Raw genomic sequence first — 24,999 nt, forward strand, 5'->3', positions numbered from 1 at the left:
GCTCTGGCAATGCTAAACAACGGATTTATATGGATTTATCAGACTGGTGAATTTTTCTTCAGGCGGAAAATGTGAAAGGTTTAAGTGTTTTGTGAATGGCCAATAAATTGTGACCGGCAACTTGCGAACGTGATTTTAAATCGACTGTTTCCTAGGTAATGAAATGCGAAAATGACTTCTCAATGCTGCTGCTCGCCCATATATTAAGGACAGTAGAGGAGGAATCGGCATGCCTAGAATTTCTGATTTTCAGACAAAAGAAGTCGTTAATGTTGAGAATGGCAAACGATTAGGACATATTGGCGATCTAGATGTAAATTTATCATCAGGCAAGATTGATAACTTAATCATACCGGGTGCGGGAAAGATTATGGGCTTTTTTGGGAAAGATGAAGACATTGTCGTGCCTTGGAGCAACATTGTCAGAATTGGGGCTGATGTAATTCTTGTGCGTTTCTATAGTGATCACGATTCGACGATTAAACGCGAAGATTCATGAAGTGAAGCGTTTTTTTGTTGATTATGGTAAAATGAAAACAAAAGATTGGTCATTGTGGCGATGAGGGGAAGAAATGCGGTGGAAGAACCTTTTTCATTTCGAAACGGTCCGTTGCTGAATTTAAAAACGGAATCAAGTGAAACCCACGAGATCTATTCGGGGATCACATTGAGAACAGAGGGAATAAGCCGAAGCGCTTTTTCTTCCATGAACTTAGGCCTTCATGTCGGTGACAGGCCTGAAGATGTGATTGCCAATCGACGGCATGTTTCAAAAAAAATCGGGTTTCCGCTTGAGCAGTGGGTTTGCGCGGAGCAAGTGCACGGTACGGGCATTTCCAGAATTACGAACGATTCCGCGGGATCAGGTGCGTTTTCACTTCATTCGGTGGTCAAAGGTGTGGACGGCTTGTTTACAACTGAACCGAATCTCTTACTCGCGCTTTGTTTTGCTGACTGCGTCCCTATTTATTATCAAACGCACCACCCGGATTCGATCGGTATCATGCATGCGGGCTGGAGAGGAACGGTAGCAGGAGGTGCAGCCTGCATGGTGGAATACATGAGCCATGAACTCGGCATAGCTCCTTCCTTGATTCACGTCGTCATCGGTCCTTCAATTGGAAGTGAAGATTATGAGGTTGATCAAAACGTAATCAATGAAGTTCAAAAACTTGATCGCTCCATCTGGAAAACAGCTGTAGCAGATTATGGCGGGGGACGCTATCTTCTTAATTTGAAAACATTGAATCGATCGATCCTCGTTGCAAGCGGAGTGCCGGAGAACCAAATTCAAATGACCGGTTACAATACGTATGCTCATCCCGACCTGTTCTATTCTTTTCGGCGCGACCAAGGAAAGACCGGTCGAATGTTGGGCTATATTGGAATGAAGGAAAAGGAGAACAATGAATCGTGAACGTTGCGGAAAATTTAAAACAAGTGCAGGCAACAATTAAAGACGCTTGCGAGCGTTCCGGACGGAATACTGAGGATGTTACCGTAATCGCGGTTACTAAATATGTATCAACGGACCGAGCGCAGGAGGCAGTAGACAACGGGATCTTCCATCTTGCGGAAAACAGGAAAGAAGGTTTGCTTGAGAAACAGGAATTCATTCATGATGACCGGGTTACATGGCATTTGATTGGCACTTTGCAGACGCGAAAAGTAAAAGATGTTATGGGGAAAATCGATTATTTTCACGCACTGGATCGTCTGAAACTGGCGAATGAGTTAAATAAACGAATAAAAGAAGGAACATTAAATTGTTTTGTCGAAATAAATATTTCCGGTGAGGAGTCAAAACACGGCATTACCGAAGATCAGCTTGATTCGTTTATCGATGCGTTAGCTAGCTATGAACATCTTCGTGTTGTTGGCCTGATGACCATGGCACCGAATACGGGGGATCGTGATGTGATTCGTCACGTCTTTCATCGACTGCGTATTTTGCGTGATCGTATTCAGGATCGCAAGATTCATTACGCTCCGTGCACTGAACTTTCTATGGGTATGTCACATGACTATGAGATTGCTGTTGAAGAAGGCGCGACTTTTGTTCGAATAGGTACGTCACTTGTAGGCAATGAATGAAAGGAGACGGGAATCATGGGTCTTAAAGGCACATTCAAACGATTCTTTGACCTTGAAGAAACTGTGGAACGCTCAGAAAGCCCAATGTCCTCAGTGCGTGAGTCGGAAGGAGGCCAGCCGGCTCAAGAACAACGCAGAATGGAAAAAAGCGGCAGAATTGTTGCGATTCAGAATGTTCATAAGCAAAACAAGGTTGTTCTCGTTGAACCTAAGCGGTTTGAAGAGGTTGAAGAGATTGTCGGCTATCTAAAAAATAAGCAGACGATCATATGCAGCCTCCAAGGGACAAGCAAGGAGCATGGTCAAAGAATCCTTGACTTTATGGGAGGAACTGCTTTTGCATTAAATGCGCAAATACGAAAGATTGGAAAAAACACTTTTCTTTTTGCGCCGGAACAAGTGGATATATCAGGCATGATCAGTAATTGGCCGGAAAATTAATCAAAATATGAGGTGAATGGATTGGTAATTGCTTACTATCTCTCGCAAGTCATTAATATTTATTCATGGATATTGATTATATACATTCTAATGTCATGGGTTCCAAGTGTACAGGACTCATCGATTGGAAGGCTGTTTGCCAATGTTTGCGAACCGTTTTTGTCGCCTTTTCGCAGAATCATTCCTCCGATTGGCGGTGTGATCGATATTTCCCCGATCATTGCGTTTTTTGTTTTGCGGCTTGCGACGAGAGGCATCTACTATTTAGCCTATCTTTTTGCGTGAGGCCTCACCATGTCCATATATGAGCATTTTAGACCGGAGGAACGCAGCTTGATTGACCATTTTTCAGATTTGCGAGACCAAGCTGCAGAGCGTTATGTATCTAAACGAACTGATTTTTTAGATCCGCGGCAACAGATTATTCTGAAATCGGTGATTGGGAGCCGAGATGACGTTCGTCTTTCTTTTTTCGGCGGTTATGACCAGGCGGAACGCGCACGGGCTTTAATTCTTCCCAAGTATGCCGAAGAGAAAGACAATCCGTTTCAGCTTTCCTATTTGGAAGTACGCTATCCGTCAAAGTTCGGTATGATTACCCATCCCCAGCTTCTCGGTTCGTTGATCGGAACCGGTGTTTCAAGAGATAAAATCGGTGACCTGCTTATTGAAGAAGGGCATGCGCAATTTATTTGTACAGAAGAGCTGGAGCCTTACTTTGCGCTTAATCTTAATTCTGTCGGAAAAATGAGTGTTTCCTGCGTACCGATCAAAAGGCAGGCACTCTTACATGGTGTTGATGATTGGCAAAATTTTGACGGGACGATATCTTCTTTGAGACTGGACACTGTCCTGTCTGAGGTTTATCATTTGCCCAGAGCAAAGACTTCGGAACTCATTACGAAGGGATTTGTAAAAGTTAACTGGAAAATTGTTGAGAAACGCGATTTCGAGATTTGCGAAGGAGATTGTCTGTCGCTCCGAGGATTCGGTCGCAGTAAAATAATATCGAGCGGAGGCTTGACAAAAAAGAACAAAATTCGGATACAATATGGTAAACTTAAATAAACGAATTGTTTGTAAAATGACTTGGAGGTGACTAGGATGCCATTGACACCCTTGGATATTCATAATAAATCGTTTTCGCGCGGATTTCGCGGATATGATGAAGACGAAGTGAACGACTTTCTTGATCAGATTATTAAGGATTATGAAGCTCTGATTCGTGAAAAAAAGGATCTAGAGCAAAAAATTAAGAATTCGGACGAGAAGCTGAGTCACTTCTCCAATATCGAAACGACGTTGAACAAAAGTATTCTTGTAGCCCAGGAAACGGCAGAGGAAGTGAAGCAGAACGCAAATAAAGAAGCGAAACTGATTGTGATGGAAGCAAAGAAAAACGCGGATCGAATTATCAATGAAGCACTTGAAAAGTCTCGCAAAGTCACGTTGAATATCGAAGAATTGAAAAAAGAAGCGAATGTATATCGGACTCGTTTCCAGATGCTGATCGAAGCGCAGCTTGAGCTGCTTAAAAGTGATGATTGGAAGAGCATGTCTGCAGGAAATGATGACGATAACGCGGAAAGTCCGCAAAAAGACGATGTGATTCAGTCACAAGCTTGACGCAAGGCGTTTGATTGCATATACTGTCTTACATAAACATTGCTGAAGACGAGTTTAAGATACTGCGGCAATTATAGTATTGGCTATTTCTGTGAGAGGGAAAGTATTCATTGCAAGGTCACAAAGCGAGCCGGGAGAAGGTGCGAGCCTGGTGCGGACGGTAATGAAGAAGATCACCCTTGAGTTTGGTTTTGAACGCATGGCACGGCCGTGTCAGTAAGATCCGACGTTTATTCGCGTTAAGATAATCATGAGTGGCAGATTTTGTCTGCTATTAGGGTGGTACCGCGGTCCTTCCGTCCCTTTGGGATGTAAGGGCCTTTTTATATAGGTGTAAAGAAAAACAGAAAGACGATGGAGGCGTTTTACAATGGAATACAAGAAGACACTACTGATGCCGAAAACGAACTTTAAAATGCGCGGCAGTCTTCCAACAAAAGAACCACAAATGCAGGAACAGTGGGATCAGGATCATATTTATGAACAATCCTTAAAGGTGAACGAAGGAAAACCAACGTTTATTTTACACGACGGACCTCCTTACGCTAATGGCAATATTCACATCGGTCATGCTGAAAATAAGGTGCTTAAGGACATCATTACTCGGTTTAAGTCCATGACCGGTTATAAAGCCTACTATGTACCCGGCTGGGATACGCATGGGCTGCCGATCGAACAGCAGCTTGCCAAGCAGGGAATCGACCGCAAAAAGATGTCGGTGGCCGATCTTCGCGAAAAGTGCAAAGAATATGCGCTCGGACAGGTAGAGCATCAAAAAAAGCAGTTTAAGCGGCTTGGCGTTCGCGGAGACTGGGATCATCCTTATCTGACCTTGCATAAGGAATTTGAAGCAGAGCAGATCGAAGTCTTCGGTGAAATGGCTAAGAAGGGTTATATCTATAAAGATAAAAAAACCGTTTACTGGTCCCCTTCTTCAGAATCTGCGCTTGCCGAAGCTGAAATTGAGTATAAGGACGTTAAGTCTTACTCTATTTATGTTGCTTTTCATGTAATCGATGGGAAAGGCGTCCTGAATTCAGATGAAGAAGTGATTATCTGGACAACGACTCCTTGGACAATGCCGGCCAACCTTGCCATTGCTGTCAATCCGAAGTTCGAATACAGTGTCGTTCAGGCCGCGGATCATAAATTTGTCGTGGCAGCCGATTTGATTGAGTCACTGACAAAAACATTTGAATGGGAAAATCCTCAAGTGCTGCGCACGTTCAGCGGTAAAGATTTGGAACATGTCGTCTGCCGCCATCCGTTCTATGATCGTCCGTCCTTGATGATTCTCGGTGATCACGTGACTCTGGATGCTGGTACCGGCTGCGTGCATACCGCCCCGGGATTCGGTGCCGACGACTTTTATGTCGGGAAGAAGTATGGATTGGATATTCTCTGCCCGGTGGACGACCGTGGCTGCATGACGGATGAAGCGCCCGGCTTTGAAGGCATATTCTATGAGAAAGCAAACGAACCGGTCATTGGAAAGCTTAAAGAAGTCAATGCATTGCTTAAGGCCGGCACATTTACTCACTCCTACCCTCATGATTGGCGAACCAAAAAACCGGTTATCTGGAGGGCAACAAAACAATGGTTTGCTTCAATCAAGGCTTACCGCGACGATATTTTAAAAGCGATTCATGAAGTGCGCTGGATTCCGTCATGGGGTGATGTACGGATGACGAATATGATCAAAGATCGTGAGGATTGGTGTATTTCGCGTCAACGCGCATGGGGCGTTCCGATTCCCGTATTTTATGGTGAGGACGGCGAACCGATCGTTACTGATGAAACGATTCAGCATGTTGCGGATCTGTTCCGCGAGCATGGATCGAACATCTGGTTTCAATGGGATGCGAAGGATTTGCTACCGGAAGGATTTACATCAGAACACAGCCCGAACGGCATCTTCAGGAAAGAGACCGATATCATGGACGTTTGGTTCGATTCCGGTTCATCGCACCAAGGTGTTCTGACGACCCGTGAAGGTCTTCGCCGGCCTGCCGATATGTATCTTGAAGGCTCCGATCAATACCGCGGCTGGTTCAATTCGTCCCTTGCCACTGCTGTTGCCGTCACCGGTCACGCACCCTATAAACAAGTGCTCAGCCATGGGTTTACGCTTGACGGTAAAGGATTGAAAATGAGCAAATCTGTTGGCAACGTTATTGATCCAATGAAGGTCATGCAGCAATACGGCGCGGACATCATCCGACTTTGGGTAGCATCGGTTGATTATCAGGCTGATGCAAGGGTATCCAATGAAATTCTCGGTCAGGTCGCAGAAGTTTATCGTAAAATCCGCAACACTGTCCGATTCATGCTTGGCAATCTGAGCGATTTCACCGTGGATAAAACAGTTCCTACACAAGATATGCCGGAACTTGAGCAATATATGCTTGTGAAACTGAATCAATTTATTGAAACTTGCCTAAAAAATTATGAGGACTATCAATTTTTGAACGTGTACAAGGCACTTCAAAATTATTGTTCACTTGATTTGAGTGCATTTTATATGGATATTGCGAAGGACGCATTGTATGTTCAACCTAAAGAATCGTTAGTTCGTCGTTCTGCGCAGACTGTTCTTTATAAGACGGTTGTTGCGCTGACCAAATTACTTTCGCCGATTATTCCCCATACGGCGGAGGAAATCTGGCAGCATATTCCCGGCGCGGCCGAAGCTTCTCAATATGTACAGCTTACCAATATGCCGGAAACTGAGAAAATTGCCGATGCGGAAGCACTGGAACAAAAATGGGCGGCACTTGTAGCGGTGCGCGATGATGTGCTCAAATCGCTGGAAAAAGCACGTGACGCTAAATTAATCGGGAAATCACTTGAAGCTTCCGTAACGCTTTTTGTAACGCCGGAAACCGCGTTCCTAAAAAATGTTGACCGTCTTGATAAGCTTCTGATTGTATCGCAGGTTGCTGTTAAAGAAAGCGAAAACGCGCCGGAAGCTGCTGATCGGTATGCACGACTTGCCGTCCTTGTAGCTCCGGCCGAAGGAAAAAAATGCGAACGTTGCTGGTCCATTCTGCCATCGGTTGGTGAAGATTCGGAGCACCCGACTCTGTGCAGCCATTGTGCGGAAACGGTCCGCCATGATTATGCGGGTGTAACGCTTGATTGAGTCATTTTTTGCCCGGCTGTGACCGTTCACAGTACGGATGTCGGCTTTGACATCATTCATTAAGAAAATCATTACCAATCCGCGTAAATATTACGCGGGCTAAAAATCCTCCTTTATCCCCACACTAAGAAATGTGCGCGGAAGCAAAGGGGGATTTTCTATAGATGTGGGGTTACAAGCAAATAAAAAAAAGACTGCTCAAGCGAAAAAATGAACTTGAAAAGAAGCTGAATCATGATATGGAGACAGCGACCGAACTTGGCTCCGTATCAGATATTGCTTCCGGAGAATTGTCTGCTTATGACAACCATCCGGCCGAATCGGCGACGCAGCTTTATGATCGGGAAAAAGATCTGGCATTTCATAAGCTGGAGCAAAAAGAATATGAAGAAATTAATCATGCTTTAGAGAAAATTCAATTTGGCACATATGGATACGACGAGAAAACCGGCGAGAAAATACCCCGCGCACGGTTAAACGCTTTACCCACGGCGCGAACAGTGGCAAGCCGCTCAGATACTGTTCACAGCAGATCTGTGCGCCCTGTTGAAGAAACGGTCATAATGGATTTGGAAAAGCAGGGAATAACTGATTTTGAAAGCGACGGATATAATGAACAGAATGCCTTTGACATCGTCTCCCAATACAATGATCAGGAAGGCATTTTTGAAGATGCACCGTACAGTGATGACGAGGAAGGCATTGGGTTCGTTGAAGAACTGGAGGCTTTTGCGGCAACCGATATTAACGGTTTTTCCGGCGACGACGAGATCCAAATTATGAAAAATCATCATTATGATCATTGGTCGGCGGAAAATGAGGACGATGATCTGAATCCGATCGGGTGATTATTCAAATTGCAGCAGCAGATCAAATGATCGCTGCTGCATACATATATCTTTTAATCAATCTATGCTAAAATTTAGGATAAAATAGGAAAAATTGATTTTAGGCTTGTTTGGAAATTAACGCGTGTTGGAGGAACCTGTTCATGATTTACTACGCACTTGCATTGATTGTTTTACTTATTGATCAGCTTTCGAAATATCTTGTCGTACATAATATGGCACTTGGTGAGAGCACACCGATTATCCCCGGTTTTTTTTACTGGACATCAGTCCGTAATAACGGAGCAGCATGGAGTATGCTGGAAGGACAATTTATTTTCTTCTTCATCATCACGGTCATTGTATTGGCTGTTGTTGTTTATTACATGCAGAAGTTAGGAAGAAAGCAGCCTCTTCTGGGGATTTCCTTGGGAATCATTATGGGAGGGACACTCGGGAACTTTGTCGACCGGCTGTTCCGTGGCGAAGTTGTCGACTTTATACATTTTTATATTGTTCGCTATAGTTTTCCGGTTTTTAACCTTGCAGATTCCTCACTTTTTATCGGCGTCGTACTGCTCATCATTTATTTGTTTCTCGACGGGAAGAAGGAAAACAATGCCTGATTTCTTGCGATTCGTTGAAGAACAAGATGAGGGCAGAAGGATTGACAGTTGGGTGAGCGGCGAGATTGCAAATGAATCAAGAAGCAGAATTCAGCAGCTTATTAAGGATGGACAGATTGTAGTCAATGGGGCCGGAGTCAAAACGAGTTATCGAATGAAAACGGGTGATCAGGTCTCTGTTCACTTGCCGGAACCCAAACCGCTTGATGTTGTTCCTGAAGACATTCCGCTTGATATTGTTTATGAAGATGCTGCTGTCATTGTTGTTAACAAGCCGAGAGGGATGGTTGTTCATCCGGCACCGGGCCATATGAACGGAACTTTAGTCAATGCTCTGCTTCATCATTGCCATGACTTATCCGGAATTAATGGTGTGATGCGTCCCGGAATTGTGCATCGTATCGATATGGAGACCTCGGGACTTCTGATGGTAGCCAAGACGGATGAGGCGCATCGTTCGCTCGCCAGGCAGTTAAAAGATAAGACAACGAAGCGCATGTATTTAGCGATCGTTCATGGAAATCTTCCTAATGATGCAGGCACCATTGACGCTCCGATTGGTCGTGCCGATAAAGATCGAAAGAAAATGGCGGTCACCGATAAGAACAGCAAGTCTGCGATTACCCATTTTAAAGTTATTGAACGCTTTGCAAAATATACGTATGTTGCATGCAGGCTCGAAACGGGACGAACCCATCAGATTCGTGTTCACATGGCGTACATCGGGCACCCTCTTGCCGGTGATCCCAAATATGGCCCACGAAAGACACTGCCGATTGAAGGCCAGGCGCTTCATGCTGCGGAACTTGGATTCAGCCATCCGGCCACACATAAATTCATGCTTTTTCAGGCACCGCTTCCCAATGATATGGAGAAGCTGCTTGAAGATCTTCGAGCAGGAAAATTTATATAAAAAATTTTTTCATAAAACGGAACAAAAGGTTAATTGTTCATTGACAAATCATCGCTCATTTGGCATACTTGCAATAGCTTAAATGAACTGAATGAATTCCTTTTAATTTTAGTCCCGAGAGACTAAGAAGGGTGATGAATGTCAATGACTATTGGCAGCACTGCGGTCTCTTGCTCTAAACGGCAAGACTTTTTTTATGCCGTCGGCAAGAAAACATTTAAATGTAATGACCGCAAGCAAACGGCGGGTGAAGAGCTTTTGGAAGAGAAAGAAATATTGGATGAAAAGGCGATTGCGCGGGCACTGACTCGACTTGCACACGAGATGATCGAACGCAACGAAGGCGTGGATTCGGTTGTTCTTGTCGGAATCAAGACGAGAGGCATCTATCTGGCTAAACGTCTCAGCGAACGCATCAAATCAATTGAAAAGAAGGATGTCGCTGTCGGAGAGCTGGATATAACGCTCTATCGCGACGACTTAAAGAAGAAATCGGATGATCCGGAACTGATCGGAAGCATGCTGCCGATCTCGATTGAATCAAAGACAGTGATTCTGGTGGACGATGTACTCTATACGGGCCGAACCATCCGGGCAGCAATGGATGCCTTGATGGATCTCGGGCGCCCTCAGCGCATTCAATTGGCGGTATTAATCGATCGCGGCCATCGTGAATTGCCTATTCGCCCCGATTATATTGGAAAAAATGTTCCTACGTCCAAAGAAGAAGAAATTGCCGTTCAGCTGACCGAAGTGGACCGTAAGGACACAGTGACGATCCGAGCGACAAGTTAATAAAGCAGAACGTTGAACACCTTTTAAAGGCAGTCCAGAGAGACTGATAAAGAGTGATTGAGCGCAATACGGCTTTTTTTGTACAACCTCTTTGTCAGATTTTTGATGAAGAGGTTTTTGTTCGCTCATGAAGATTTATTGGATCAGACAATAACGTCTGATTTTATCGGGAAAAAGTTTATGCAACGCAATTAGGCGCACATTAAAGACTAAAGGGGGATTTTCAGATGGCCAATCTGCTTCGTTTGAATGATCTTTCGATAATAGAAATCAATTCGATTCTTGATCGTGCACAGCAAATAAAAGAGATGAACGATGAAGGCTGGGCCGAACCTAACCACACCTTGGTTGCCAATCTCTTTTATGAACCAAGCACACGTACGCGCTTCAGCTTTGAGACAGCTGAAAAGAGGCTCGGCTATCAGATTCTTAACTTCAGCAGCAAAACATCGAGCGCACTCAAAGGTGAAACCCTTTACGATACGGTGCGCACAATGGAATCACTCGGGGCAAAAGCAGTAGTCATCCGCCATCAGGAACTGGGCTACTATAAAGCCCTCGGAAGAATCGATCTTTCGATTCTTAATGCGGGAGACGGGGCGGGAGATCATCCGACACAAGCCTTGCTTGATCTCTTGACTCTGCGACAGGAATTTATGATGCTGCGCGGACTTACTGTTGCGATTATCGGCGACCTGCGCTACAGCAGAGTTGCAAAATCAGATGCTGAAGTATTGAATCGGTTGGGGTGCCGCGTGCTGCTCTCCGGTCCGGATGCATGGCGGAATGAATCGCTTCCCGGCACATATGTAACGGTCGATGAGGCGATTGAAGAGGCGGATGCCGTGATCATGCTCCGTATTCAGCATGAGCGCCATGAACATGCCATGAACATGCCAAGGGAAGACTACCATAAACGATACGGACTGACCGCGGAACGCGCGCTGAGAATGAAACCGGAGAGCATTATCATGCATCCGGGCCCAATTAATCGCGGCGTGGAAATGGATGATGAGCTGGTGGAAAGCACACGTTCACGTTATTTTAAGCAGATCAAGAATGGTGTCTTTGCACGGATGGCAGCATTGGAATGGGCCATCAGTACCGACACTAAAATGCGAGTTGAACCTGTCGCGGAAAAATTGTAAGAAGGTTCATTCGCAATTAGAAAGCTTAGCGAAGCCGCCGTCACGACGGTCATGGATAGCCTAGGTTCCGGTAAGCCGCGGCAAACGGCGTTCGGCCGGACCGCGTACACTGAATTTCATTAAGTCTTTATATTTGTGTAAAAGGAGTGGTAATCAATTGAAAAGACAGCTTGTATTGGAAAACGGAACAGCGTTTGTCGGCGAAGGATTCGGCAGCAGCTCCGATGTGAAAGGCGAAGTCGTTTTTAATACAGGGATGACCGGCTACCAGGAATTGATTACAGATCCGTCCTATTGCGGACAAATTGTCACCATGACTTATCCGCTGATCGGAAACTATGGAATCAATCGTTCGGATAATGAATCGGCACGTCCCAGCATTTCAGGACTGATTGTTAAGGAAGTTGCCAAAACACCCTCTCACTGGCAGAAGGAAAAAACGCTCAGTGAATGGCTGGAAGAATACGATGTACCGGGAATTGAAGGAATCGACACGCGAAAGCTGACGAAGATTATTCGTGAATACGGCACCTTGCGGGGGAAAATAGTTTCCGCAGATGCAGACCCGATCAAAGTCGCTGAAGAATTAAAACAATGGCCGCTACCTACGGATCAGATCAGCCGAGTTTCAACGAAATCCGCCTATGTCACGCCAGGTTCGGGACCGCGTGTGGTCCTCGTTGATTTTGGCGCGAAACAAGGTATCCTTCGAGAATGCATTAAACGAAACTTTGATGTTGTCATCGTTCCTTATCAGACAACAGCAGAAGATATAGTGAAACTTCATCCGGACGGTGTCCTGCTCAGCAACGGCCCCGGAGATCCCAAAGAAGTACCTGAAGCCGTTGAGACGGTTCGTGACTTGCTTGGAAAAATCCCGGTATTCGGCATTTGCCTCGGGCACCAACTGTTTGCACTCGCGTCAGGTGCGAATACGGTTAAAATGCGTTTCGGCCACCGCGGTGTGAACCATCCGGTGAAAAACCTGAGATCCGGCAAGTTTGTCATTACGTCACAAAATCACGGCTTCACGGTGGAAAAAGAATCGCTTAAAAATACCGATTTGGAAATCACCCATGTAGCGATTAACGATGGAACGATCGAGGGCTTGCGTCACACCAAATATCCGGCGTTCAGTGTTCAATACCACCCGGAAGCCTCTCCGGGACCAGGCGACAGCCAGGATCTTTTCGATGAATTTCTCAGCATGATGGAAGCAAACAAGAAAGAGGGTGCGGAGCTTGCCTAAGCGTACAGATATAAAAAAAATATTGGTTATCGGTTCAGGACCGATTATTATTGGACAGGCTGCCGAATTTGATTACTCCGGCACGCAGGCCTGTCAATCATTGCGGGAGGAAGGCTATGAAGTCGTTCTCGTTAATTCAAATCCGGCAACAATCATGACCGATACCGACATCGCCGACCGTGTCTATATTGAACCGCTGACCGTAGAATTTGTCAGCAAGATTATTCGTAAAGAGCATCCGGACGGTCTGCTTGCGACACTGGGCGGACAGACCGGTCTTAATCTTGCGGTTCAACTGCATCAGTCAGGTGTGCTGGATGAATTAAACGTTCAATTTCTCGGAACAAACCTCGACAGCATTGAACAGGCCGAAGATCGCGAGAAATTCCGTGACTTGATGATTTCGCTCGATGAGCCGGTGCCGCCAAGCGAAATTGTCACGAATCTAGAAGAAGCCCAAGCTTTTGTTAAAAAAGTGGGCCTGCCGGTGATTATTCGTCCCGCGTTCACCTTGGGCGGAACAGGCGGCGGAATTGCCTCGACGGACGAAGAGCTTGACACGATCGCGGAGAACGGATTGAAACTAAGTCCGGTCACTCAAGTATTGATTGAAAAAAGTATTGCTGGTTTTAAGGAAATTGAATTTGAAGTGATGCGCGATGCCAATGACGGCGCAATTTCCGTCTGCCATATGGAAAATATCGATCCGGTCGGGATCCATACCGGCGACTCAATCGTCACTGCTCCTTGCCAGACATTGAGTGACCGCGATCTTCAGAATCTTAGAAGTGTGTCATTGAAAATCGTACGTGCGTTAAAGATTGAAGGCGGCTGCAATGTACAGCTTGCTCAAGATCCGCACAGCGACCGCTATTATATCATTGAAGTCAATCCGCGTGTCAGCCGATCATCCGCTCTTGCATCGAAAGCAACCGGGTATCCGATTGCTAAAGTAGCGGCAAAAATTGCGGCCGGCTATCATCTGGATGAAATTAAGAATGCCGTGACCGGTACAACGTATGCAAGCTTTGAACCGACGCTCGATTATGTCGTCACGAAAATTCCACGCTGGCCTTTTGATAAATTTGATGACGCCAAACGAACACTTGGCACGCAAATGAAAGCGACCGGCGAAGTTTTGGCTATGGGCCGCAATTTTGAAGAATCCATTTTAAAAGCAGTTCGTTCGCTCGAAAACGGAACCATGCATCTGGAGCTTAAAGAAACGAACGACATGAGTATGGAGGATCTATTCAACATTATCAAAAAGAAGGATGACCGCCGTTTATTCTTAATCGCTGAAACACTGCGGCGCGGTGCCGATATTGAAGAAATATGGGCATGCACGCGCATCGACCGCTTTTTCCTGAACAAAATTGCCAATATCATCGCGATTGAAAAGGAGCTGTCGGCTTCACCGGATAACGAAGCTGCGCTTCTTAAAGCAAAACAGCATGGCTTTTCCGACTGGAAAATTGCGCAATGTTGGAAAACCACTGAAGAGGCTGTCTCCGAGGGGCGTAAGAAAATCGGCATCCGGCCGGTTTATAAAATGGTTGATACTTGCGCCGGTGAATTTACATCGGAAACACCGTACTACTACAGCAGCTATGAGGATGAGAATGAATCCACAGTTTCTGAACGCGAGAGTGTCATCGTTCTGGGCTCCGGTCCGATCCGAATCGGACAGGGGGTCGAATTCGATTACGCAACGGTACATGCCGTATGGGCTATCAAGCAGCAGGGCTACGAAGCAATCATGATCAATAACAACCCGGAAACGGTGTCGACGGATTTCAGTATCTCAGATAAGCTGTATGTTGAACCTTTGACACTTGAAGATGTTATGCATGTGATTGACTTGGAGAAGCCAAAGGGGGTTGTCGTTCAGTTCGGCGGACAAACGGCAATCAACCTTGCTTCAGGGCTTGCAGCAAATGGTGTCACGATTCTCGGAACAACACTGGATGCGATGGATCAGGCGGAAGACCGTGACCGCTTTGAGCAGCTTCTTCTTAAACTCAACGTCGACCATCCGGCAGGCGATACGGCCTTTTCAACGAAAGAGGCTGTAAAGATTGCAAGCAGACTCGGTTACCCTGTCCTTGTCCGCCCTTCCTACGTACTCGGCGGGCGCGCGATGGAAATCGTTTATAATGAAGCCTCTCTCAGGCACTACATGGATCATGCCGTCCTAATCAATCCGGATCATCCGGTACTTGTTGACCGTTACCTGATTGGAACGGAGATCGAGCTGGACGCGCTTTCCGACGGTGAAAATGTGTATATTCCGGGGATTATGGAACATATCGAACGTGCCGGCGTGCATTCAGGAGACTCCATTGCAGTCTACCCGGCGCAGACCTTAACAGCCGAAGTGAAACAAGAGGTTGTCAACACGGCGATCAAAATTGCCCGAGGACTCAAGGTTGTCGGTATGATGAATATCCAATTTATCATTCATAATAATCATGTGTATGTTATTGAAGTAAATCCTAGAGCAAGTCGTACTGTTCCATTTTTGAGCAAAATCACAGGCGTGCCGATGGCAAAAGTTGCGACGAAGCTCATTCTTGGTGAAAAGTTAGAAAGGCTCGGCTATTACACAGGCATCCATCCGGAACCGAGACGCGGCGTGTATGTCAAAGTTCCTGTCTTCTCGTTTGCCAAGCTGCGCCGTGTCGATGTAACACTGGGTCCGGAAATGAAATCAACCGGTGAAGTCATGGGACAGGATGTCACGGTAGAGAAGGCATTGTACAAGGGATTACTGGCAAGCGGAATGACGATTCCTTCCCATGGATCGGTACTGTTTACGATTGCCGATAAAGATAAGGAAGAAGCGCTCGCGCTTGTCAAACGTTTCTATGACATCGGCTACAATATTCTGGCAACCGAAGGTACAGCGGCGATGATCGCCGAACGCAAGCTCCCGGTGACTACGGTTAATAAGATCGGCGGTGAGGCTCCGAATCTTCTCGATGTGATCCGTCACGGCGGAGCACAATTTGTGGTCAATACGCTGACAAAGGGACAGCGTCCGGCACGTGACGGATTTCGGATACGCCGTGAATCGGTTGAAAACGGCGTTGTTTGTCTGACATCGCTTGATACAACCGAGGCGCTTCTCAAAGTCCTTGAATCACTCGCTTTTCAAACCGAATGCATGCCGCAGATGGATGATCACTCAGATGTTTTGGAAGGGAGCGGCAATAGAGCAGGTGTCACCCAATGATGCAGGAAAACATGCGGGTACTTGCGCATGAAGAAATTGCTGATTGCATTTTCGAGTTAAAGCTGGAAGGCGAGATGGTTTGGGCAATCACCGAACCCGGACAATTTGTCCATATTAGGGTAGGTGGGGGATCACAGTCCGTCGCTCCGCTTTTGCGGCGACCGATCAGCATTAGTTCTGCTGATCCATCGAAAAAAACAATGACACTGATTTATCGAAGCGGCGGATTAGGAACGGGACTATTGTCTGAGACTGGAATTGGTGAAAAAGTGGATGTGCTTGGGCCGCTCGGACATGGTTTTCCTGTTGAGGCGACACCTTTGCAAGGCAAAGCGTTGGTCATTGGCGGCGGAGTGGGTATACCTCCGCTTTATGGTCTGTCACAGGAATTGAATGCGCGAGGAATTCAAGTCACCCATGTTCTTGGATTCCGTTCTGCAAAGGACGTCTTTTACCAAATGGCTTTTGAAAAAGCGGGACGAACGATCATCATGACTGAAGATGGCACAGATGGTAGGAGAGGCAGAGTCACCGATGTGCTCGATTCAGTTGACTTTGATGTTGCTTACGCATGCGGACCGATTCCGATGTTAAAAGCGCTGGAGCATGCGATTACTGAAAAGCCACTCTTTGTATCCCTGGAACAGCGCATGGGCTGCGGCATCGGCGCATGCATGGCCTGTGTCACGCGTGCAACGGATGCGAATGATGCAAAAGGCTACCGTCGTGTCTGCTGTGACGGACCGGTTTTCAAAGCGGGGGAGGTTGAATTATGCTAGAGGTTCATCTGCCGGGTCTGGATTTAAAAAATCCGGTTATGCCGGCCTCCGGATGCTTCGCTTTCGGTGCGGAATACGGCAATTTATATGATTTAAATAGACTTGGTGCGGTAACGATTAAAGCGGCAACGTTACAACCGCGGTATGGCAATCCGACACCGCGTGTCGCTGAGACGCCAAGCGGGATGTTGAATGCGATTGGTTTGCAAAATCCCGGGGTCGACGAAATTATTAGAAAAGAATTGCCTCGATTTGAAGAAAATAAGGTTCCTGTCATTGCAAATATTGCCGGCAGCGAGATGGAGGATTACGTCTTGACGGCGGAAAAAATGTCACAGCAATCCGTCGTCAATGCGCTTGAACTGAATATTTCATGTCCGAATGTAAAGCACGGCGGGATCATGTTCGGAACGGTTCCCGAAGTTGCCGCAGAACTGACAGCCAAGGTGAAGGCAGTATCGGAAAAGCCCGTTTATGTAAAACTATCCCCGAACGTTACGGATATTGTCGCGATGGGGAAGGCAGTTGAAGAAGCAGGGGCAGACGGATTGTCGATGATCAATACATTGCTTGGCATGCGCATTGATTTAAGAACGCGAAAACCGCTCCTGTCCAATCTGACCGGCGGATTAAGTGGCCCGGCGATTAAGCCGGTTGCCATCCGCATGATCTATGAAGTCAGCCAAAACGTATCGATTCCAATCATCGGCATGGGCGGTATTCAGAATGCTGATGATGTCATTGAATTTTTCCTGGCAGGAGCGTGTGCAGTTGCCATAGGAACAGCCAATTTCGTCGATCCATTTGTCTGCCCGAAAATAATTAAAGAACTGCCCGAAAAATTGGATGCAATGGGTGTTTCTGATATTAATGAACTCGTGGGAAGGAGCTGGAAGAAATGAATGAAGAGAAACAGCTGATTGTTGCATTGGACATGGCATCCAATGATGAGATGCTGCACATACTCAACAAGATCCAACGTCCCGGCTGCTATGTAAAAGTAGGTATGGAGCTTTATCTGCAAAACGGGGCGGATATCGTCCGTATTCTTAAATCAGAAGGTTATTCGGTTTTTCTCGATTTGAAACTGCATGATATCCCTCATACGGTTTATCGAGCAATGAAGGGGTTGGCTCGTCTTGGGGCGGATATGATTAATGTCCATGCCGCAGGAGGTGCCGAAATGATGCGCGCAGCTGCTGAAGGACTTGGCGAGGGCGCACAATCCGAACGCCCGATTTGCCTCGCGGTCACACAATTGACAAGTACAGATCAGACCATGCTTGAAAATGAGTTGTTAATTAAGCAACCGATTGATCAGGTCATTGCTCAGTATGCGTCACTTGCTTATTCTTCCGGAATGGACGGCGTTGTCTGCTCGGCTTGGGAAGCCCAAAAGATAAAGAATCAAACGTCCTCCGAGTTTCTTGCGGTGACACCGGGAATTCGATTGACCGATGATGATGCGGGTGATCAAAAGCGTGTCGCTTCGCCGGCACAAGCGCGTAAACTCGGAAGTGACTATATTGTTGTCGGCAGGAGTATTACGGCTGCGGCCGACCCCGCTGATGCATACCGGCGGGTACTTGATGATTGGAGGAATCAAACATGGAAAACAACAAACTAATCGCGCAGGATCTTTTGAAAATAAACGCCGTTGTCTTGAGCCCGGACGACCCATTCACATGGGCATCCGGAATCAAGTCCCCGGTTTATTGCGACAATCGGCTGATACTGGCTTACCCTGACGTCCGCGTCGACGTGATCGACGCTTTTGTCGCACTGATCAAAGAGAATTATCCGGCCGCTGAAGTCATCGCCGGAACAGCAACAGCGGGCATTCCTCACGCGGCTTTGATCGCGGAAGCGATGGGGCTGCCGATGGCTTATATTCGTTCATCCGCCAAATCGCACGGCCGCAAAAAGCAAATCGAAGGTATTATCAATCCGCGACAGAAAGTCGTGGTTATTGATGATCTGATCTCAACCGGCGGAAGTGTATTGACCGCGGTTCACGCTGCAGAAGAAGCCGGCGCCGACGTACTTGGCGTTGCCGCCATCTTTACATATCAATTACCACAGGCGAGCAGCAATTTTAAAGAAGAAAAAGTATCGTTAGCAACACTTACCGATTTTGAAACGCTGATCCATTTGGCGGAAGAACAAGGTAAAATCAGCGGCGCGCAGCTTGAACAACTCAAACTTTGGTATGCAGACCCGACTTCCGAAGACTGGTGCGCACAAAAGCAATAATATAAGTTAATGAAAAATAATCATTTAGGAAAAGGTGTCTCTAAAGTCCATTTTTGACTTTGAGGCACTTTTTTACAAGAAAAGAAAGTTTAGGTTGTGCCTTGCTGGTATGATGATCAGTCATATAAGGTGCTGATTCCCAGTTCGTACTGTACGGTTGGGCGATCAGGTAAGCGCCCAATCTGCAAAATAACCGGAAAAATTCCGCTTAAATCGAAAATGAACGAAAAAATAGCTTAAATAGACGGAGAAATTCCGTCTATCAAATCGAAAAACGTAAAAATGGAGGTTTTTGCTTGGCATAAGCGGAAAAATTACCCTTATTTGCCCGTGAAACAAGCGCCATGAAGTAAATAACCGGAAAATCTCCGCTTATTTACTTCTCCGCCAGATTTAATTAAAGACTCATAAGACGGACGAGCACCATTTTTCACCTCGGTTTTGTTCCAAATAATGAAAGAATGTGATTTTCCGGTCAGACAAAAGACAGTGCATCAAACGCGCGGCCGAAGTGTCCATTAAGCACAAGGTTGCTGATTCAAAACCGAATTTGGAGTAAGCGAACCAGCCATTCACTCGGGTGGCTTTGAATGACGTGCGGATTAATGCGTGACCACGCATCAAAATATGCGGGTTTTCATCGTGAAAAATAGATTACAATAAAAGAAAAAGAACGGAGGGTACTTCAAGTGAATCATTTAAAACGCCTCCTCATTTTATTTCTCATGATCACCCTTTATTTTTTCTCGCTAAACAATTATGTTGGTCTACACTCGTTTGCGGATTTTTTTAACAGTATGCTTGCGGCAACGATTATTTTCACACTTCTCTTCTTGTTTATTAACGGTCTGACAATTTACTTTTATCGATCATGGAGGCAATGCTGGAAATGGTTGATTGTCCTGATTCTATCTGCGCTTCCCTATGTAAACTGGCTGTACGTTTATCCGTGGACTGCCGCTCAAACCTATCCTTTTTTCGTGAATTATTTGGCAAAGCAAGGACTTTCAACCGCAGACATCACCAGATACAGAGCCTTTCCCGATCTGAAAATGGACGGATACGAATACGAGGTTCAATTTAAACAGGACCGCAACTATGCGTATAGTTATAACCTTGACGCAGATGGATTCCTGATTTTCTCTGCTTTTAAGGACAGCGACTATAGAAACTATAAAGACGCGAAAATTCGTGAGGTCTACAATGAAAAAGAATTCATGCGATTAAAGAAGGATTCGGTTGGAGAAGCAAAGGAATACAGAAAATGGACAAAAAATCCGGTTTCAAGCAGCATTCAACAACAAAAACGTCACGAGTCGCAAAAGCATCGAATTGGACTCTATCAATCCAAGGACATCGAATGAGCGAGGGACAAAAAGGTGCGTGGTTACGCGTAACCGACCGTATACATAGTCCATCACAGGCATTCCGCCCTGCTTCATTACTGTTATCGATCTGGAAAGGATTTTTTATGAAAAACTATTTTGAAACCAAGAACGTTACCGTGACTGTCTTCTTCTCTGTTGCATTGCGTTATTTTATTTCATCGTTTGTTTCATCGACGGATTTGATCATTATCTACTGATTGAATTTCTGAGCATTTTGCTTAATCTTATCCTATTCACACTGACTTTTTTGTTTATCACCCGGAGAATAATTATTTGCGGCATCGGTCAGATGCTGTTTTTCTTGGCTTTTCAATTATACGCGTGGATTGCCTTTTTTTCTGTTGCTGGGCATCAATTTACATCAGTTATGGTACGGATTAGTTGATCGTCATGTCGAGCGAAATCTGCTGTTTATGATCAATGTGATTCCTTTTCGAACGCTTGTGACGCAATTTTCCGCTTTTCCATCGGCCTATTATGCGACGCAACAGATTATAGGAAATATAATTGTATTGGCTCCGCTCTGTTTTTTTCTGCTCTCTTTTAATCGTGTTAAAATAAGACACGCGTTTCTCGTCATTTTTCTCTATTCATTGACTATCGAAGTATTGCAATTCTTATCGGATCTGCTCTTTTTTCAAGAGCGGGCCATGGATATTGATGATGTGATTCTCAATACTGCCGGAGCTGCGTTAGGAATTTTAGGTTACGTGATATATCTTGGATTCGCTACTCTGTTTCGTCGTTTGCTGCCAAGTACAATTAAAAGAAAAGGAACGAATTGATTTGTGCCGCGATAAATAAACAATGGAGAGGAGCGGGGGATCGATGGACAAATCGCATCATGCTTCACCTCAAATAAGAAGCGCAATCCATCAACTGATTGATCGCTCTTTTGTTTCTGATGAAATGAGAAAAAGAACTCATGAGTATGCGTTCTACCATGAAAAAAATGATTTTCCGTTCGGCGCTTTGGCTGTGCTGCACCATGACATGCTTCAAGGTGAAAGCAAATCGATTGATCAAATTGCAGCGGCGGTTGAACTAATCATTCTTTCTTTTGATTTATTAGATGACTGGCAGGATCAAGATAATGATCGTCCGCCATGGATGAATGATGAAGGACAAGCGCTCACCATTGAAAATGGCTGCCTCATCATGGCGCTGTCTGTTCTTTATCGCCACTTAGGAAAACAAAGCCAATCCTTGCAACAGCTGCTTCAATTCATCAGCCGTTCGATTCAGGGGCAATTTTCCGATCTTGAAGATAAGCCACTTAACGAAGACGATTATTTGCGGATGATTCAACAAAAGTCCGGTTCATTAACGGCAGTGGCGTGTTTAGCCGGCGCACTTTGCTCCGGTCACCTGCTTCCAGACGATTTGGATCGCATTGAACACTATGCTGTAGCAATTGGCGTGAATGCACAATTGCAGAATGATCTGGACGATGTGCTTCATTTTGACGGAAAAAATGACTTGCTTCAACGAAAGCATACACTGGCAACGATGTATTTACTCGACCACCCGAGTGAAAATGGGAAAAAACTGAAGCGTTATTATGACCACTTACTGTCAAAGGAGCAGCTGCTGTCTGAAAAGGCGAGCATTGAGGCCTGGATCAACGCATCGGGTGTTGTATTCTACACAAATGCAATGAAAGCCATGCAGCAAACGCGAGCAGAAAAGTACATTGATCAGTTGCCTATCGATGCGCAGAACAAACAAAAAATCAAAAAGTATTTAGATCAAATTTAAACTTAAGATGTAAATTTCAGTCGATTGCGGTCAAGTGGCAATTTACCACAGCTGATGCCCGCATCAAATTACATTCGCTGTATCCTAAACTCACGGTAGAAAATTAATTCAAATATGGTGGCTACGATGCACTAGGACTTGACGATAAACTTAGCTTACTAGAAAAAAATGTGAATCAAATGATCAAATGTCTTCGGCAAATACGCGCTTGATCCTCGCCGCGCAATATACAGCGTCGGGTGCCCTATGTGATGATTATTCATTTCAGCAAGTTGATCAGTGAATGAAGCAGGCGGCAGGATGGTTCATTGTCCTCATCGGATAAATTCGTTATTACATGGATGCCATGCTCCTTCAAAAAAGTGGTAAGTAAGTGGATCATGATTCTGTATACCAATTATGCGTTGCTTGTAAAAGCTGGATTCACGAGGCAGCACCAAACATGCATTACTGCTGTAATGTTGGTGGGCATGAATCATTCAGAAGCGGTTCAAATCGCAGAAAAAGCGTTGATTTGTATAAAGATTTTTGAACATTAGTATGTGGATTACTTATCGAATATAAACTATGTTCGTATCAACAATCGATTTTGAATTAATATGGGACATTTCAATGAGCTGGACTCAATTGTTAGATATTAAAACAAATATGCCCATCCAGTGAACATCTAAAAATAGATTTCCCAGTGTGAGCATTTATTAGAAGGGACAGGATCGATATATGCCAAGTATGTAAGTCGAATATCCTTTATTCAATTTCTGCTAGTAATATTGATCTTTTTGGTCTGAATATTTAAATGTTCTCACTTAATAAAGTGTTTTATTTGACTTGCTGTGTAAAATTAATAAGATCTGGCCAAATTGGAGGTTCATTTGAAAAACCTGAAAAGACAATAAGGGAAAATGTAACAAGGAAAACGGAAGTATAAATTTTTCGCATAGTCTTACCCCCTCGTATTATTAGTTTTGAAGTTATGGGTTAGTGTTGTCTCATTTTTAAAACATCAATGAGAAACAAAAAAATAAATCTTATTTAGGTATTGGCTTAATACCACAAGACTATAAATCAAGTAATTATTATTTTTAATTTTACTAACATATGATATAATTGTCAATGCTGATAAACATAATAGTTAGAAGGAGAAATAAATAGTTATGCATTATATTCAAAACATCAAAAGATTAAGACGAGAATATGGATTAACCCAAGGAGATTTGGCAGGTCCAGGATTAAGTAGAAGCATGATTAGTTTAATTGAGAGTGGGAGGAGTGTACCTTCTCTCAAAACGTTAGAAATAGTTGCCCAAAAACTGGGTGTTTCAGCAAGTGATTTAATGGAAGATCCCACTAAAAAAGGATCAAAAGGACAGAATATCGAATACTCAGTTATTATTGATAAAAAGATTACTGTTTGCCAAACATTAATCAGAGCGAACAAGTATAAAGAAGCTCAAGCAGTCCTGACAAGGGCTTTGAACGAATTGGATGGAGATGTGATTTTTAAGGGCATTTTACTAAAACTTCAGGGAGAAATTTTACTTAAATGTAAAGATTATTTGAGATCAATTGACATGTTTGAAGAATCGCTCTTATTCCTTGATCCATCGAAACAATTAAAAAGCCTTGTTGAAGTATATTTAAACTTATCGGAATCTTATAAAAGAGTTGATAACTACTCTGTAGCCATTGAACGCGCATTATATGGTTATATACTGACAACAGCCAAAAGTATAAATATCGACCCTTCAACCAAAGTTAAATTACTTTTTAATCTTGCATATTGTCATTGTAAGAAAAGGGAATTTCAGAGAGGACATAAGATTGTTATTGAAGCATTGTGTCTTATGAACTTAAATGTAGTCAATAACACTTTTGGTGATTTGTTAATGTTGAAAGGAGTTTCTGAAATATATACAAAGGACTATGAAGAAGCTGTAATATCCTTTAAAAGGGCAATAGATGTGTTTAAACTCATTAATGACCAAAAAAGAACCTTTGAGTGTTTGCTTAATTTGGGCATAGTTTATCGTAAAACAAATAAATTACATCAATCTTATGCTGCACTAATGAATAGTTATGAACTTGCTTCAAAATTAGATGCAGTAACCCAAATTCAAAATATAATTTATGAACTTTCTTTGACACTTTTTTCGCTTAATGAATTTGAGCAAACAAAAGAATGGATCAATATGGGATTAAATATAAAACCTAATAGTGCTAAGCTAATAGCAATGTTCAAGTATCTTTTTTCAAAAGTTTATTATAATGAGAAAAACTCAATTGAAGCACAAAGAGTTCTTCAAGAAGCTCTTGTTTATTTTGAAGAGGAAAATGATGCATATTGGAAAGCGAAGTGCTTACATTTAAAAGCCGATATTCTGTTTTCTGAATCTAAACAAAAAAATGCTTTCAAAATCATGAAAGAATCATCGGAATTAATACTTATGGTTGGGGAGAGATAGTTCTCTCTTAATTAGGTAACTATACATTTAAAGTGTTTTTCATTGTATAGCATACAGTTTTATTATCACGAGTAATTTAGTAAACCGCTTAAGTTGATGTGAACCCCAAAAGTTGGACATAGTTTTAAGCTACTTGCTCGGTGGTTGAAATCCGATAGTCAATCGGACTTTGACCACCGAGATTTTCTTTGATCCTAGATTCATTATAGTACTTGATCCACACACGCATGGCGGTTTCCAGCTTATCGCGTGTCTGATAGTGA

24 protein-coding genes and 1 other annotated feature are annotated in these 24,999 nt (G+C 44.3%); of the genes, 23 read left to right on the plus strand and 1 reads right to left on the minus strand.

Features of this window, described 5'->3' with window-relative positions; all coding sequences use genetic code 11:
- The first annotated feature begins 229 nt into the window (after positions 1-229).
- The 23 genes from NIE88_RS20380 (at position 230) to NIE88_RS20490 (ending at position 24,736) form a co-directional block, all read left to right on the plus strand.
- A complete protein-coding gene (locus tag NIE88_RS20380; RefSeq protein ID WP_253065189.1) occupies positions 230-499 on the plus strand; it encodes a YlmC/YmxH family sporulation protein in 270 nt (89 codons plus the stop codon).
- A gap of 78 nt (positions 500-577) precedes the next feature.
- Positions 578-1,417, plus strand: a complete 840-nt coding sequence (gene pgeF, locus NIE88_RS20385; protein WP_253065190.1) for a peptidoglycan editing factor PgeF — start codon at positions 578-580, stop codon at positions 1,415-1,417.
- Positions 1,414-2,094: a YggS family pyridoxal phosphate-dependent enzyme gene (locus NIE88_RS20390; protein ID WP_253065191.1), complete on the plus strand. Its 681-nt coding sequence runs from the start codon at positions 1,414-1,416 to the stop codon at positions 2,092-2,094. Before pgeF ends, NIE88_RS20390 begins: the two co-directional genes overlap by 4 nt.
- A 15-nt stretch (positions 2,095-2,109) precedes the next feature.
- Complete coding sequence (locus NIE88_RS20395; protein ID WP_253065192.1) at positions 2,110-2,535, plus strand: cell division protein SepF; 426 nt, start codon at positions 2,110-2,112, stop codon at positions 2,533-2,535.
- A gap of 21 nt (positions 2,536-2,556) precedes the next feature.
- Positions 2,557-2,820 (plus strand): YggT family protein, encoded by a 264-nt coding sequence (locus NIE88_RS20400; protein WP_290446619.1) that lies wholly within the window; start codon positions 2,557-2,559, stop codon positions 2,818-2,820.
- A gap of 9 nt (positions 2,821-2,829) precedes the next feature.
- Complete coding sequence (locus tag NIE88_RS20405; protein ID WP_253065194.1) at positions 2,830-3,603, plus strand: YlmH family RNA-binding protein; 774 nt, start codon at positions 2,830-2,832, stop codon at positions 3,601-3,603.
- Positions 3,604-3,639: 36 nt separating this feature from the next.
- Entirely contained in the window at positions 3,640-4,161 is a 522-nt protein-coding gene (locus NIE88_RS20410; RefSeq protein WP_253065195.1) for a DivIVA domain-containing protein, read from the plus strand.
- A gap of 82 nt (positions 4,162-4,243) precedes the next feature.
- Positions 4,244-4,468, plus strand: a binding site (T-box leader).
- 63 nt (positions 4,469-4,531) lie between these two features.
- Positions 4,532-7,303 (plus strand): isoleucine--tRNA ligase, encoded by a 2,772-nt coding sequence (gene ileS, locus NIE88_RS20415; RefSeq protein ID WP_253065196.1) that lies wholly within the window; start codon positions 4,532-4,534, stop codon positions 7,301-7,303.
- A 164-nt stretch (positions 7,304-7,467) separates the two neighbouring features.
- On the plus strand, positions 7,468-8,151 hold the full coding sequence (locus NIE88_RS20420) for a TraR/DksA C4-type zinc finger protein (protein ID WP_253065197.1): 684 nt from the start codon (positions 7,468-7,470) through the stop codon (positions 8,149-8,151).
- A gap of 143 nt (positions 8,152-8,294) precedes the next feature.
- Positions 8,295-8,756 (plus strand): signal peptidase II, encoded by a 462-nt coding sequence (gene lspA, locus NIE88_RS20425; RefSeq protein ID WP_253065198.1) that lies wholly within the window; start codon positions 8,295-8,297, stop codon positions 8,754-8,756.
- On the plus strand, positions 8,749-9,669 hold the full coding sequence (locus tag NIE88_RS20430; protein ID WP_253065199.1) for an RluA family pseudouridine synthase: 921 nt from the start codon (positions 8,749-8,751) through the stop codon (positions 9,667-9,669). The genes lspA and NIE88_RS20430 overlap by 8 nt, the downstream gene beginning before the upstream one ends.
- A gap of 258 nt (positions 9,670-9,927) precedes the next feature.
- Positions 9,928-10,464, plus strand: coding sequence for a bifunctional pyr operon transcriptional regulator/uracil phosphoribosyltransferase PyrR (gene pyrR / locus NIE88_RS20435; protein WP_253065210.1), 537 nt, complete (start codon positions 9,928-9,930; stop codon positions 10,462-10,464).
- 227 nt (positions 10,465-10,691) lie between these two features.
- Positions 10,692-11,612: an aspartate carbamoyltransferase catalytic subunit gene (locus NIE88_RS20440; protein ID WP_253065200.1), complete on the plus strand. Its 921-nt coding sequence runs from the start codon at positions 10,692-10,694 to the stop codon at positions 11,610-11,612.
- A 157-nt stretch (positions 11,613-11,769) separates the two neighbouring features.
- Complete coding sequence (gene carA, locus NIE88_RS20445; RefSeq protein WP_253065201.1) at positions 11,770-12,861, plus strand: glutamine-hydrolyzing carbamoyl-phosphate synthase small subunit; 1,092 nt, start codon at positions 11,770-11,772, stop codon at positions 12,859-12,861.
- On the plus strand, positions 12,854-16,096 hold the full coding sequence (gene carB / locus NIE88_RS20450; protein ID WP_253065202.1) for a carbamoyl-phosphate synthase large subunit: 3,243 nt from the start codon (positions 12,854-12,856) through the stop codon (positions 16,094-16,096). Before carA ends, carB begins: the two co-directional genes overlap by 8 nt.
- The gene (locus NIE88_RS20455; RefSeq protein ID WP_253065203.1) at positions 16,093-16,875 is read left to right on the plus strand and encodes a dihydroorotate dehydrogenase electron transfer subunit; all 783 of its coding nucleotides are present in this window, start codon (positions 16,093-16,095) and stop codon (positions 16,873-16,875) included. Before carB ends, NIE88_RS20455 begins: the two co-directional genes overlap by 4 nt.
- Complete coding sequence (locus NIE88_RS20460) at positions 16,869-17,777, plus strand: dihydroorotate dehydrogenase (protein ID WP_253065204.1); 909 nt, start codon at positions 16,869-16,871, stop codon at positions 17,775-17,777. The genes NIE88_RS20455 and NIE88_RS20460 overlap by 7 nt, the downstream gene beginning before the upstream one ends.
- Positions 17,774-18,502: an orotidine-5'-phosphate decarboxylase gene (gene pyrF / locus NIE88_RS20465; protein WP_290446620.1), complete on the plus strand. Its 729-nt coding sequence runs from the start codon at positions 17,774-17,776 to the stop codon at positions 18,500-18,502. Before NIE88_RS20460 ends, pyrF begins: the two co-directional genes overlap by 4 nt.
- Positions 18,484-19,128 (plus strand): orotate phosphoribosyltransferase, encoded by a 645-nt coding sequence (gene pyrE / locus NIE88_RS20470; RefSeq protein WP_253065205.1) that lies wholly within the window; start codon positions 18,484-18,486, stop codon positions 19,126-19,128. Before pyrF ends, pyrE begins: the two co-directional genes overlap by 19 nt.
- A 689-nt stretch (positions 19,129-19,817) precedes the next feature.
- Complete coding sequence (locus NIE88_RS20475; protein WP_253065206.1) at positions 19,818-20,492, plus strand: DUF3139 domain-containing protein; 675 nt, start codon at positions 19,818-19,820, stop codon at positions 20,490-20,492.
- A 350-nt stretch (positions 20,493-20,842) separates the two neighbouring features.
- Positions 20,843-21,301: a VanZ family protein gene (locus NIE88_RS20480; RefSeq protein ID WP_253065207.1), complete on the plus strand. Its 459-nt coding sequence runs from the start codon at positions 20,843-20,845 to the stop codon at positions 21,299-21,301.
- Between the two features lie 124 nt (positions 21,302-21,425).
- On the plus strand, positions 21,426-22,274 hold the full coding sequence (locus NIE88_RS20485) for a polyprenyl synthetase family protein (RefSeq protein ID WP_373689466.1): 849 nt from the start codon (positions 21,426-21,428) through the stop codon (positions 22,272-22,274).
- A gap of 1,154 nt (positions 22,275-23,428) precedes the next feature.
- Positions 23,429-24,736: a helix-turn-helix domain-containing protein gene (locus NIE88_RS20490; RefSeq protein ID WP_253065209.1), complete on the plus strand. Its 1,308-nt coding sequence runs from the start codon at positions 23,429-23,431 to the stop codon at positions 24,734-24,736.
- Positions 24,737-24,860: 124 nt separating this feature from the next.
- Here the strand turns inward: NIE88_RS20490 and NIE88_RS22905 are convergent.
- On the minus strand, positions 24,861-24,999 hold a 139-nt coding region (locus tag NIE88_RS22905; protein ID WP_373689467.1), incomplete at its 5' end, for an IS3 family transposase.

It is taken from the genome of Sporolactobacillus shoreicorticis (genome assembly GCF_024125445.1).
GTDB lineage: Bacteria > Bacillota > Bacilli > Bacillales > Sporolactobacillaceae > Sporolactobacillus > Sporolactobacillus shoreicorticis.